Below are 13,068 nucleotides of genomic sequence, written 5' to 3' on the forward strand. Positions count from 1 at the left end.
GTCAAGCGTCCCAGAGCGCCCCGAGCGCCAGCAGCTCCCCCCGGTACTCGATCCGCTCCGCCCACTCCCCCGGCCAGGCGTCCGCGCCGAGGTGGGCGCCCGCGAAGGCCCCCGTGAGGCAGGCGATCGAGTCCGAGTCGCCGGACGTACAGGCCGCGCGCCGCAGCGCGGTCACCGGTTCCTCCACGAACAGCAGGAAGCACAACAGGCCGGTCGCCAGGGCCTCTTCGGCGATCCAGCCCGCGCCGGTGGCCAGACAGGGGTCGGTCTCCGGGGAGTTGGCGCGTACCGCGTCCTGGAGGCGGTCAAGGATCTCCAGGCAGTCGTCCCAGCCGCGCGCGATGAAGTGCTCGGGCGTGGGGTCCTGGCTCCGGGTCCACAGGTCGCCGAGCCAGCGGTCGTGGTACCGGGTGCGGTTCTCCACGGCGTACGACCGCAGCAGCCCGACCAGTCCGGTCGGTTCGGCGCCCTGTGCGAGCAGTCGTACGGCGTGCGCAGTGAGGTCGGAGGCGGCGAGCGCGGTCGGATGGCCGTGGGTGAGCGCGGACTGCAACTGGGCGGCGCCGGACCGCTGTTCGTCGCTCAGACCGGGGACGAGCCCGATCGGCGCGACCCGCATGTTGGCCCCGCAGCCCTTCGAACCGACCTGGCTGGCGTCCTGCCAGAGCCGGTCCTCGGCCTTCAGCAGGTCGCAGGCGACGAGGCAGGTCCGGCCGGGGGCACGGTTGTTCTCCGGCGACTGGTACCAGTCCACGAACTCCTCGCGCACCGGCCGCTCCATCCGCTCGGGCCCAAGCAGCCCTCGATCCATGGCGGTTCGCAGTCCGCGCCCCAACGCCAGTGTCATCTGGGTGTCGTCGGTGACGATCGCCGGCTTCGGCAGCTCCATCTCGCGCCAGGGGCCGAACTTGGCGAGGATCGCGGGCACGTCGTTGAACTCGGTCGGGAAGCCCAGCGCGTCCCCGAGGGCGAGGCCGATCAGGGCTCCGGTGGCGGCGCGCTTGCGGGCGCTGGTCGTGGTCATGCGGGGCTTCCTTCCCGGGTCGGGCGGAGCAGCGGCGGGTACAGGGTGGTGGCGGTCCCGGCGCGGTACAGCGCGGCCGGTTTGCCGCGACCGCCGGTCAACTTGGCGCCACCCGGCACCAGTTCGACGAACCCCGGCGTGGCGAGCACCTTGCGGCGGAAGTTCGGGCGGTCCAACTCGGCGCCCCACACGGTCTCGTAGACCTGCTGCAGCTCCCCGAGCGTGAACTCCGGCGGACAGAAGGCGGTGGCGAGGGAGCTGTACTCCAGCTTGGCGCCCACCCGTTCGTGCGCGTCGGCCAGGATCCGGTCGTGGTCGAAGGCGAGCGGCCCGAGCGAGTCGTACGGCAGCCAGCGGGCCTGCGCCGCGTCGCTGCCCGCACGCGGTTCGGGCGGGTCGGGCAGCAGCGCGGCGAAGGCGACGGTGACGACCCGCATCCGGGGGTCGCGGTCGGGCTCGCTGTAGGTGCGCAGCTGCTCCAGATGCAGCCCGGAGACGTCCGACAGGCCGGTCTCCTCGGCCAGTTCACGCCGGGCGGCCGTCTCGGCGGACTCGTCCGGCGCCACGAAGCCACCGGGCAGCGCCCACTGTCCGGCGTACGGCTCCTGTCCGCGCTCGACGAGCAGGACGTGCAGCGCGCCCGCACGGATCGTGAGGACGGCGAGGTCGGCGGTGACGGCGAAGGGTTCGAAGGCGTACTTGTCGTAGCCCGGTGTTGCGGTCATGGTGATCCACCCCGTTAATAGTCAGTTCGACTATAAAGAGCGATCGTCGCCCCGCACAACCCCCGCGCCCGAGGAAAACGAAGCGGCCGGCCCCGGAGACTCCGGAACCGGCCGCACCCCAACTCGTGCTTCTAGAGGTCGACTTCCTGCATCAGCATCCCGACCTCGGTGTTCGACAGCCGTCGCAGCCAGCCCGACTTCTGGTCGCCCAGGGTGATCGGGCCGAAGGAGACGCGCACCAGCTTGTCGACCGGGAACCCGGCCTCCGCGAGCATGCGGCGGACGATGTGCTTGCGGCCCTCGTGGAGGGTCACCTCGACCAGGTAGTTCTTGCCGGTCTGCTCGACGACCCGGAAGTGGTCCGCACGCGCGTACCCGTCCTCCAGCTGGATGCCGTCCTTGAGCTGCTTGCCCAGGTCGCGCGGGATCGGGCCCACGATGTGCGCGAGGTAGGTCTTCTTCACGCCGTACTTGGGGTGGGTCAGCCGGTGCGCCAGCTCGCCGTGGTTGGTGAGCAGGATCACACCCTCGGTCTCGGTGTCGAGCCGGCCGACGTGGAAAAGGCGCGTCTCGCGGTTGGTGACGTAGTCGCCGAGGCACTGCCGGCCCTCGGGGTCCTCCATCGTCGCGACGACACCGGCGGGCTTGTTCAGCGAGAAGAACTGGTACGACTGCGTCGCCACCGTCAGCCCGTCGACCTTGATCTCGTCGTGCTCGGGGTCGACGCGCAGCCCCTGCTCGACCACGATCTCGCCGTTGACCTCGACGCGGGACTGCTCGATCAGCTCCTCGCAGGCGCGCCGGGAGCCGTAGCCCGCGCGGGCGAGGACCTTCTGCAGCCGCTCGCCCTCCTGCTCGGCGCCCGGGAAGGTCTTGGGCAGCTTCACGTCCTTCTTGCCCGCGTACCGCTCCCGGTTGCGCTCCTCGGCCCGCGCGTCGTACTCACGCGAGGTCGCCGGCGCCCAGCGCCCGCGTCCGGTGCTCTGGCCCTGCTTGGGGCCGCCCTTGGCACCACCGCGCGCGGAGGCACCGCGCCCGGTCTTCGGGCCCTCGTGGGACCCCGTGGGGCCTACGTCGTAGCGCCGCTCCTCGGGACGCGGCTTTCCGGCGCGCTTCGGCTTGTCGTCGCGGCCTCCCGCGCCCCTCGGCTGGGAGCCGCCCCCGCCGGCACCCCGGGAGTTGCCCGCGCCGGAACCACGACCGCCGCCGCCCCCACCGGAACCCCGGGGATTGCCGCCCCCGCCGGTCCCGCGGGGGTTGCCACGCCCGCCGCTCCTACCGCCACCACTGCTGCCACTGCCACTGCTTCGCATCAAAGTTCCGTCGTCGTCGTGTCGTCTGCATCTGCATCCGGTGCATCCGGATCGAACGACGGGACCCCTTCCAGCGTCTCCGCCTCGATCGCCTCGGCCTCAGGGAGGAAGGGCGCGAGCTCCGGGAGCTCGTCCAGGCCTCGCAGGCCCATCCGCTCCAGAAAGTAGTTCGTCGTCACGTACAGGATCGCACCTGTTTCGGGTTCCGTGCCCGCCTCCTCGACCAGACCGCGCTGCAAGAGGGTGCGCATCACACCGTCGCAGTTGACTCCGCGGACCATCGAGACCCTGCTGCGGCTGACCGGCTGGCGGTACGCGACGACCGCCAGGGTCTCCAGCGCCGCCTGGGTGAGCCGGGCCTGCTGGCCGTCCAGGACGAAGCCCTCGACGGCCGGCGCATACTCCGGACGGGAGTAGAAACGCCAGCCCCCGGCGATCAGCCGCAGCTCGAAACCGCGCCCCTGGACGGTGTACTCGTCGGCCAGCTCGCGCAGCGCGTCCGCGATCCGCCGTTTGGGCCGCTGGAGTATTTTCGCGAGGTGCTCCACGGTCGCGGGCTCGTCCACGACCATGAGGACGGCCTCCAGGGCGGGCTTGAGGTCGAGTTCCGCGACGCCGGACGGGCTCGCCGGTACTCCCGTGGTCTCCTCGCTCACGCCGACTCCTCCTTGGTCTCCTTGGGCACCTCGGGCGGCCGGTCGAACTCGTCGGTCACCACCGGCTCGACCTCCCCCTCCCCGCCCGTCCAGCGCACGATCAGATCACCGAGCGCGGTCTCCTGGTCGAGGGCGACGGCCTTCTCGCGGTACAGCTCCAGCAGCGCCAGGAAGCGCGCTACGACGGTGAGGGTGTCGTCGGTGTCGTCGACGAGCACGCTGAAGCTGGCCTCGCCGAGCTCCCGCAGCCGCGCCACCACGATCCCGGCCTGCTCCTGCACGCTGACCAGCGGCGCGTGGATGTGGTCGACGTAGACCTGCGGCTTGGGCCTGGGCTGCATCGCCTTCACGGCGAGCCTGGCGAAGCCCTCCGGGCCGATCCTGATGACCACCTCGGGCAGCAGCTCGGCGTGGTGCGGTTCGAGTCCGACGGTACGGGGGTAGCGCCGGGCCTCCTCGTCGAGGCGCCGGTTGAAGATCTCGGCGATCTGCTTGTACGCCCGGTACTGCAGCAGCCGCGCGAACAGCAGGTCCCGGGCCTCCAGCAGCGCGAGGTCGGCCTCGTCCTCGACCTCGGCGGCGGGCAGCAGCCGGGCCGCCTTCAGATCCAGCAGGGTCGCCGCGACGACAAGGAACTCGGTCGTCTGATCGAGATCCCAGTCGGGCCCCATCGCCCTGATGTGCGCCATGAACTCGTCGGTGACCTTGGACAGCGCCACCTCGGTGACATCCAGCTTGTGCTTCGAGATCAGCTGGAGGAGAAGGTCGAAGGGCCCCTCGAAGTTCGCGAGCCGCACCTTGAAGACCCCGTCGTCGGGTTCTTCGGCAACTTCAACTTCGTCCGCGACTTCGTCGACAACCGCTTCTTCTACGACGACCTCGGGCCGGGGCTCCTGAGCAGCCGCGGCCGCCCCTTTCCCGAGCGCACGCCGACGTCCGGCGGGTGCGCCGGCGGCGGGAGCGTCGTTCGAGGTCATGGCCCCCGCAGGCTACCGCTACCGCCCGCGAAGCCGGCGTACGAGAATGCTCGCGTCCCCCCGGGACTCCAGATCGGCCAGGACGACGGCGACCGCCTCGCGGACGATCCGGCCGCGGTCGATCGCGAGGCCGTGCTCGCCGCGGAGCACCAGACGGGCGTGCTCCAGGTCCATCAGCTCCTCGGCGGAGACGTACACGGTGATTTTCTCGTCGTGCCGCTCCCGCCCGCTGGGACGCCGCTGGGCGGGCTGTCGGCCGCGTTTGCGGGGCTGGGGGGCGGCAGAACCTTCCTGCGCCTCCTGGCGTCGTACGGAGCCGTCTGCGGCCCGGCTGCGGGATTCTCCCGCGTCCGCGTCGGCCGCCACGTGCTCCGCACCCTCGCCGTCACCGCCCTGTGCGGGTACGGACTGCGGGGCGTCCTCCCCAGCGGCGGCACCGTCGCTCTCCCCCGCCGGAGCCGGCACCCGTGCCTCGCCGTTGGACTGGCGCCTGGGGCTGGACGCCTGGAGCGCCATCCCCCCTGTCGTACGGAACAGTTCGTCGGCCCCCGGCAGACTCACTCGGCGTGACACCGGGCGAGCACCTCCCTGGCGAGCTGGCGATAGGCGGCGGCACCGACGGAGTTGGAGGCGTACGTGGTGATCGGCTCACCGGCGACCGTGGTCTCCGGGAAGCGCACCGTGCGCCCGATGACCGTGTGGTAGACGTGATCGTCGAACGCCTCGACGACGCGGGCGAGCACCTCACGGCTGTGCACGGTCCGGGAGTCGTACATCGTGGCGAGGATGCCGTCGAGCTCCAGCTCGGGGTTGAGCCGCTCCTGGACCTTCTCGATCGTCTCGGTCAGCAGCGCGACACCGCGCAGCGCGAAGAACTCGCACTCCAGCGGCACGATCACCTTGTGAGCCGCCGTCAGGGCGTTCACGGTGAGCAGGCCGAGGGAGGGCTGACAGTCGATCACGATGTAGTCGTAGTCGGCCATCAGCGGCTTCAACGCCCTTTGCAGGGTGGACTCGCGCGCGACCTCGCTCACCAACTGCACTTCGGCGGCGGACAGGTCGATGTTGCTCGGCAGCAAGTCCATGTTCGGGACAGCTGTCTTGAGGAGCACCTCGTCGGCCGACATGCCCCGCTCCATGAGCAGGTTGTAGACGGTGAGGTCCAACTCCATGGGATTGACGCCCAGTCCGACCGACAGCGCGCCCTGCGGGTCGAAGTCGACGAGCAGTACGCGTCGGCCGTACTCCGCGAGCGCGGCACCCAGGTTGATGGTCGACGTGGTCTTGCCGACGCCGCCCTTCTGGTTGCACATCGCGATGATCGTCGCGGGGCCGTGACTGGTCAGCGGACCCGGGATCGGGAAGTAGGGCAGCGGGCGTCCGGTCGGGCCCACGCGCTCACGGCGCTGGCGGGCCGCGTCGGGCGCGAGTGTGGCCGCGTACTCGGGATCGGGCTCGTACTCGGCGTCGGGGTCGTAGAAGTGCCCGTCGGGCAGTTCGTCGTAGTCGGCGAAATGGTTGTGGGGCGCGCCCCTTCCGTCGCCGGCCATGGCGTTCACGTGATGGCCATCCATGCTCTGGTGTGCTGGCTGGGTCACCCCTGGCTTGTGGTGACCCTGGTGGGCTGCGAAGGTGCGCACAGCGACGGAGCCGACAGCCTCGAACCCCGCGGGCTCCTGGCCCCTTGCCGGCATTCCTGGTTGACCACCCCCGGGAGAAAATGTCGACTCATTCACAAGTCGTCTTACCTCCTTGGTGACCAGGGAACTTCTCGATAGGTCAGCGTGGCACCATGCCGACGGTTGGCGACTCTATGGCGTGTCGGGTGTTCGCAGCAACACAATCCGCCGGACCCGGCCCGATGTGTCGGCAATGAAACATCCCTCTGTCAAGGGCGTACGGCAGTCGCACGGCAGGTTTCACCGGTGCACGAATCGGTTCAAGGGTTATGTTCGGCGCGAGTTGACCGAGTGCCGCAAAGTGACCATACACACACTTCCGGCCGGACCTGTCGAGCAAGGTCCGGCCGGGCGCGCGGTGTTGACGACCTGTGTTGACGTATCGCCTTTTGCTGAACGGTGACTTAGTCGACAGAGGCTGCCGAACGGTCAGTTGAGCAGCGACTCCAGCTCGACGTGCTCCAGTCCGTGCGCCTCCGCGACCTCGCGGTAAATCACCTTGCCGTCATGGGTGTTGAGGCCCTTGGCGAGAGCAGGATCACGTCGCAGCGCCTCGACCCAGCCGCGGTTCGCGAGCTCCACGATGTACGGGAGCGTGGCGTTGGTGAGCGCGTAGGTGGACGTGTTCGGCACCGCGCCGGGCATGTTGGCGACGCAGTAGAAGACCGAGTTGTGGACCGGGAAGGTCGGCTCGGCGTGGGTGGTCGGACGCGAGTCCTCGAAGCAGCCGCCCTGGTCGATCGCGATGTCGACAAGCACACTTCCGGGCTTCATCCGCGACACGAGTTCGTTGGTGACCAGCTTCGGGGCCTTGGCGCCCGGGATGAGCACCGCGCCGATGACGAGGTCGGCGTCCAGGACGGCCTTCTCCAGCTCGAAGGAGTTGGACATGATCGCCCGGACCTTGGTGCCGAAGACCTTGTCGGCCTCGCGGAGCTTGTTGATGTCGCGGTCGAGCAGCGTGACGTGGAAGCCCATGCCGACGGCGATCTGCGTGGCGTTCCAGCCGGAGACCCCGCCGCCGATGACGACGGCCCGCGCGGGCTGGGTGCCGGGAACACCGCCGGGGAGCACACCTCGGCCGCCGACCGAGCGCATCAGGTGGTAGGCGCCGACCTGCGGGGCGAGGCGGCCCGCCACCTCGGACATCGGGGCGAGCAGCGGCAGGGCGCGGCCGGGCAGCTCGACCGTCTCGTAGGCGATCGCGGTGGTGCCGGACTCGATGAGCGCGTCGGTGCACTCCTTGGAGGCGGCCAGGTGCAGGTAGGTGAAGAGCGTCTGGTCCTTGCGGAGGCGGTGGTACTCCTCGGCGATGGGCTCCTTGACCTTGAGCAGCAGGTCGGCGGTGGCCCAGACCTCGTCGGCGGTGGCGAGGATCTGCGCGCCCGCCGCCACGTACTCGTCGTCCGGGATCGAGGAGCCGACGCCGGCGTTCTGCTCGATGAGGACCTGGTGGCCGTGGCGCACCAGCTCGTGCACGCCGGCGGGTGTGATGGCCACCCGGAACTCGTTGTTCTTGACCTCGCGGGGGATGCCGACCTTCACGTCGATCACGGTCCTTGGCTCAGAGGGTGTGGGGCAATACATCTCATACCCGGACATGCGTGAGCGCACCGGGAGACCGCAGGAGAAGGTGCGGCAGAGCCAGTTTAATGAAGGCGTTCTCGGTGTCTAGCCTTTCAATGCATCAATCTTCAGCGGATGTACTACGGATTTCGCAGGCGTTAGCGTCATGTTCCGGGGATTCGGGGGCGGGATCACCCTCCTGGAGCTCCTCGCCGAGCATCCGTTCGGCCGTGCCGCGGTGCAGCGCGGCGGACGCCGGATCGCCCAGCCGGTCGAGGGTGTCGGCCAGCCGCAGCTGCAGCGCCGCCTGCAGCCGGACGTCCTCGGCGCGGCGCGCCCACTCGACGGCCTCGTGGCAGGTGAGCAGCGACTCCTCGGGGCGGCCCGCGTACTCCTGGACCCGGGCCAGCTCGCTCAACGCCCGTGCCTGGGCGGGCACATCGCCGTTCTTGCGGTATCCGGCGACGGCCGCCCGCCAGTTCCGCAGCGCCTCGCCGTAACGGCCCGCGTAGGTGTGCGCGGCGCCGATCCGGCCGTAGAGCCGGGCGGCCTCCGCGCGCTCGTCCCGGGCCAGCCGCTGGGCCAGCGCGCGGCCGAACCAGTCGGCGGCCCGGTCGTAGTCGCCGAGCTCCTGGTGCGCGCCGCCTACGGATTCCATCGCGCGACCGGTCGCATACGGATCATTTGCTTCCCGTCCGGCATCCAGCGCGGCCCGGTAGCGGGCCAGCGCCTCGGTCGTACGGCCGGTCTGCGCGTCCAGATCGGCGAGGTTCAGCAGCGCGGCGGCCTGCTCGCGGGGCAGCTTGCGCCGCTCGGCCACGTCCAGGACGAGGCGGTGGATGCCGTAGAGCTCGGGGGCGGCGGCCTGGGTGCCGAAGTGGGCGACCATCGCCCGCACGAGTTGGGACATCAACCGGCGGGCCAGCGTGTCGAGTTCGCCGTCGGCGACCGCGAGGCGGGCGGAGGCCAGCAGGGCGGGCTGGCTGAGGCGCAGCCAGTCGGCGGCGGCCCGGGGGTTGGGGAAGCGCAGCGAGTTGGGTGTGCCGAGGAGTTTTTCGCGGGCCTGGGGGCTGTCGGTCTCGGTGATGGCACGGCAGGACTGGAGCAGCCGTACGGTCCGCTCCAGCATGCGGGCGCGGGCCAGCTGGAGTTCTGCCGGGCGGTCCTGGGCCTCGGCGAGGGCGTGCAGCAGGGGCTGGAGGCAGCCGGGGACCTCGTACTGCGGCAGCGGGGAGTCCAGGGCGCGCAGCAGGCCCGCGGTGACGAAGTCGTCCAGGGCGGCGCGGGCGCCGTTGACGGAGCAGCCGGCGAGCGCGGAGGCGGTCTGCGGGTCGACCTGGCCGGCCGGGGCGAGGGAGAGCAGTCGCAGTATCCGGGCGGCGGGGCTGGGCAGCGAGCCGTAGACGAGCCGGAAGACGCGGCTCAGCGGGGTGCCCTCGTCGCTCTCGGCGTGCAGGTGCTTGGCGAGGTCGGCGACGGCGGCCTGCGGGCGGGCGGCGAGCCAGCCGCCGGCCAGGGTCAGCGCGGCGGGCTGGGCCCGGCAGACCTCGACCAGGCCCTCGGCGGCGACCGGGTCGACGGTGATGCGGACCGCGCCGGTGTAGCGGGTGAGGAGTTCCAGCGCGGACTTGGTGTCGAGGCCGCCCAGGGTGCACGGGCGGACATCGGCGATGCCGGTGAGCGGGCCGCCGGAGACGGCGACGACCAGGCAGTCCGGAGTGTCCGGAAGAAGCGCGTCGACCTGCTCGGCGTCGGCCGCGTCGTCGAGCAGGAGCAGCGCCCGCCGGTCGGCGAGGGCGGCGCGCAGGATGTCCGAGAGGTCGTCCTCGGAGGCGCCGGCCGGGGTGGGCAGCTCCAGGGCGGTGAGCAGTTCGCGGGCGGTGCGCTCGGTGGGCACGGGGGTGCCGTCGGGCTCGCTGAGCCGGACCCGGAGCACACCGTGGTCGTAACGGTCAGCGACCTGCCGGACGAGCTCACCCGCGAGGGCGGTGCGTCCCGAACCGGGCTTGCCCGCGATGAGGAGGACGCGCGCGCGGGGCGCCTTCCGGCCGGCGATGGTGTCCAGGCCCGCGCGCTCGATGTCGGCCCGCAGCTCCTTCAACTCTCTTGCGCGGCCCAGGAATTGGCCCTCGGCAGAAGTGTCCTCGGACAGCTTCACGCCATCTGTGTCCACCGCCTGATCCGTCACGGGCCACACTCCCGTCCCACTGCACGCGCAAAGCCCGCCGGGACTCCGGTTCGGGCATTTCCAGAGCCTAGTTCACGCTCTGCGACGAACCGTGCGGAGCGCGGCGGGCACATCCCCCGATCGGATCAGCCGATGGTCACACCAAAGGGCCGAAGGAGGCGGAGGGTTGGGTTCAGGACTCGAAAGGACGCGCTGGCCACGGCGCCTCGGCGGGGCGCAGCGCGTCGACGCCGTCGCCGTGCCGGGCGGCGACCAGGGAGAGGACGCCCACGACGAGGCAGTTGTTGTGGAGTTCGCCGGCGAGGACCCCGCGGACCAGGTCGTCGAGGGGCACGCGTGTGTGCTCCATGTCGGCCTCCTCGTCCTCGACCTCGAAGCGCTGTCCGTCGGCCTCGGACAGATCGCGGGCGAGGAAGATGCGGATGGCCTCGTCGCAGCCGCCGGGCGTGGTGTAGACGTCGGTCAGCACCCGCCAGTCCTCGGCCTTGACGTGCGCCTCCTCGTACAGCTCGCGCTGGGCGGCGTGCAGCGGGTTCTCGCCGGGGATGTCGAGCAGTCCGGCCGGGATCTCCCACAGCTTCTGCCGCACGGGGTGGCGGTACTGCTTGATGAGCAGCACCCGGTCCTGCTCGTCGAGGGCGAGGACGGCCACGGAGCCGGGGTGGACCTGGTAGTCGCGGTGCACGACCGCGCCGCCGGGCATCACCACGTCGTCGGTGCGCACGGAGGTCTTGTTGCCGACGAAGGGGGTCGCGGTCGCCCGGATCTCCCACTCCTCCGGGGTGTCCTTGATGGTCATGCGCTGTCCCTCCACACGTACACGAACCTGACGTACAGAACGGCCGGGGTGCGCACCTCTTGAAGGCGCGCACCCCGGTCACCGTACAACCCTCGTACTACTTGCCCGTCTTGCGTGCCACGGCCGCCTTGACCAGGCCCGCGAAGAGCGGGTGCGGCCGGGTGGGGCGGGAGCGCAGCTCGGGGTGGGCCTGGGTGGCGACGAGGTAGGGGTGGGCCTCGCGCGGGTACTCGACGTACTCGACGAGCTTGCCGTCCGGGGAGGTGCCGGAGAACTGGAGTCCGGCCTTCTTCTCCAGTTCGGCGCGGTAGGCGTTGTTGACCTCGTAGCGGTGGCGGTGGCGCTCCTCGACGTACTCCTTGCCGTCGTAGACCTCGCGCACGATGGAGCCCTCGGCGAGCTTGGCCGGGTACATGCCCAGGCGCATGGTGCCGCCCATGTCGCCGTCGCCGGCGACGATGTCGAGCTGCTCGGCCATGGTGGAGATGACGGGGTGGCCGGTGGCCGCGTCGAACTCGGTGGAGTTGGCGTCCTCGATGCCGGCCAGGTTGCGCGCGGCCTCGATCACGATGCACTGAAGGCCCAGGCACAGGCCGAGCAGCGGGATCTTGTGCTCGCGGGCGTACTGGATGGCGCCGACCTTGCCGGAGACACCGCGGTCGCCGAAGCCGCCGGGGATGCAGATCGCGTCCACGTCGGCGAGCTGCTTGGCGGCGCCGGCCGGGGTCTTGCAGTCGTCCGAGGTGACCCACTTGATCTTCACGCGGGCCTTGTTGGCGAAGCCGCCGGCGCGCAGCGCCTCGGTGACCGAGAGGTAGGCGTCGGGCAGGTCGATGTACTTGCCGACCAGCGCGAGGTTGATCTCGTGCAGCGGGTTATGGACGCGGTCGAGGAGGTCGTCCCAGGTCCGCCAGTCCACATCACGGAAGGGCAGGTCCAGCTTGCGGACGACATAGGCGTCCAGGCCCTCGCTGTGCACGGTCTTGGGGATGTCGTAGATCGAGCGGGCGTCGGGGCAGGCGACCACGGCGGCCTCGTCGACGTCGCACATCAGCGAGATCTTGCGCTTGATCGCGGTCGGCACCTCGCGGTCGGAGCGCAGCACGATCGCGTCCGGCTGGATACCGATGTTCCGCAGGGCCGCAACCGAGTGCTGGGTGGGCTTCGTCTTCAGCTCTCCCGAGGGGCCGATGTACGGCAGGAGCGAGATGTGGACCACGAACACGTTGTCCCGGCCGACCTCGTGGCGGACCTGGCGGACCGTCTCCAGGAACGGCAGCGACTCGATGTCGCCGACCGTGCCGCCGACCTCGGTGATGACGACGTCGACCTCGTCGGTCGCCATCCGCCGGATGCGGTGCTTGATCTCGTTGGTGATGTGCGGGATGACCTGCACGGTGTCGCCCAGGTACTCGCCGCGACGCTCCTTGGCGATGACCGTCGAGTAGACCTGGCCGGTGGTGACGTTGGCGCTGCCGTCCAGGTCGCGGTCGAGGAACCGCTCGTAGTGGCCGATGTCCAGGTCGGTCTCGGCGCCGTCGTTGGTGACGAAGACCTCACCGTGCTGGAAGGGGTTCATCGTGCCGGGGTCGACGTTCAGATACGGGTCGAGCTTCTGCATCACGACGCGCAGGCCCCGCGCCTTGAGGAGCATGCCGAGGCTGGAGGCGGTGAGGCCCTTGCCGAGTGAGGAGGCGACACCCCCGGTGACGAAGATGTGCTTGGTCGTCGTGGCTGTGCTGTTTCGGAAAGCAGCGGGCGGCATGGCCAAGAGGGGGCTCCCGTGGTCGCGGTTCGAGGTGCGGTCGTCGGGGGTTTTGTGCCCACCGGTCCACGGGCTACCAGGGTATCAGCGCCCGGACGAGATGGCTTCCGGCCACGCTCCGCACTCACGCCGACACACAGGTCACCCGCGTCGACACAGACGCGCCCTGGTTACCTGCTTCTCACCCGCTGCTCACCCGTTCGGCCCAGGTCCGTTGGCGAGAGCGGCACACAGATCATCTACGTGCGTCGTATCCTGCTCGGACACTCGCTGCCGAGCCGGTCCGGAACACGGCACCACCCCCGCCCGTATATCCCGGAACAACGAGAGCTCGTCGGCCCGTTGGGCAACGACCCCCATTTGCTTCATGGCTCAA

The 13,068-nt window shown here is 70.4% G+C and carries 11 protein-coding genes; all 11 read right to left on the reverse strand.

From position 1 onward, the window contains the following. Window position 1 precedes the first annotated feature (1 nt). On the reverse strand, window positions 2–1,024 hold the full coding sequence (locus tag SSP08S_RS48605) for an ADP-ribosylglycohydrolase family protein (RefSeq protein ID WP_019074922.1): 1,023 nt from the start codon (window positions 1,022–1,024) through the stop codon (window positions 2–4). Further along, complete coding sequence (locus SSP08S_RS48610; RefSeq protein WP_019074923.1) at window positions 1,021–1,749, reverse strand: NUDIX hydrolase; 729 nt, start codon at window positions 1,747–1,749, stop codon at window positions 1,021–1,023. Before SSP08S_RS48610 ends, SSP08S_RS48605 begins: the two co-directional genes overlap by 4 nt. Window positions 1,750–1,880: 131 nt before the next feature. Then, window positions 1,881–3,062, reverse strand: coding sequence for a pseudouridine synthase (locus SSP08S_RS48615; protein ID WP_019074924.1), 1,182 nt, complete (start codon window positions 3,060–3,062; stop codon window positions 1,881–1,883). Further along, window positions 3,062–3,718 carry an SMC-Scp complex subunit ScpB gene (scpB, locus tag SSP08S_RS48620; protein WP_019074925.1) on the reverse strand — a complete coding sequence of 219 codons (657 nt, stop codon included), beginning with the start codon at window positions 3,716–3,718 and terminating at the stop codon, window positions 3,062–3,064. Before scpB ends, SSP08S_RS48615 begins: the two co-directional genes overlap by 1 nt. Then, a complete protein-coding gene (locus SSP08S_RS57560) occupies window positions 3,715–4,695 on the reverse strand; it encodes a segregation and condensation protein A (protein WP_019074926.1) in 981 nt (326 codons plus the stop codon). Before SSP08S_RS57560 ends, scpB begins: the two co-directional genes overlap by 4 nt. A gap of 18 nt (window positions 4,696–4,713) precedes the next feature. Next, window positions 4,714–5,268, reverse strand: a complete 555-nt coding sequence (locus tag SSP08S_RS48630) for a hypothetical protein (protein ID WP_078532801.1) — start codon at window positions 5,266–5,268, stop codon at window positions 4,714–4,716. Next, a complete protein-coding gene (locus SSP08S_RS48635) occupies window positions 5,253–6,389 on the reverse strand; it encodes a ParA family protein (RefSeq protein WP_078532803.1) in 1,137 nt (378 codons plus the stop codon). Before SSP08S_RS48635 ends, SSP08S_RS48630 begins: the two co-directional genes overlap by 16 nt. 414 nt (window positions 6,390–6,803) lie before the next feature. Continuing rightward, on the reverse strand, window positions 6,804–7,919 hold the full coding sequence (ald, locus tag SSP08S_RS48640) for an alanine dehydrogenase (RefSeq protein ID WP_078532805.1): 1,116 nt from the start codon (window positions 7,917–7,919) through the stop codon (window positions 6,804–6,806). Between the two features lie 142 nt (window positions 7,920–8,061). Further along, a complete protein-coding gene (locus SSP08S_RS48645; protein WP_019074930.1) occupies window positions 8,062–10,128 on the reverse strand; it encodes a tetratricopeptide repeat protein in 2,067 nt (688 codons plus the stop codon). A 172-nt stretch (window positions 10,129–10,300) separates the two neighbouring features. Then, entirely contained in the window at window positions 10,301–10,927 is a 627-nt protein-coding gene (locus SSP08S_RS48650; RefSeq protein ID WP_019074931.1) for an NUDIX domain-containing protein, read from the reverse strand. Between the two features lie 97 nt (window positions 10,928–11,024). Beyond that, complete coding sequence (gene pyrG, locus SSP08S_RS48655; protein ID WP_019074932.1) at window positions 11,025–12,692, reverse strand: CTP synthase; 1,668 nt, start codon at window positions 12,690–12,692, stop codon at window positions 11,025–11,027. Window positions 12,693–13,068: the final 376 nt, after the last annotated feature.

This window comes from Streptomyces hokutonensis (assembly GCF_000376565.1).
GTDB classification, from domain to species: domain Bacteria; phylum Actinomycetota; class Actinomycetes; order Streptomycetales; family Streptomycetaceae; genus Streptomyces; species Streptomyces hokutonensis.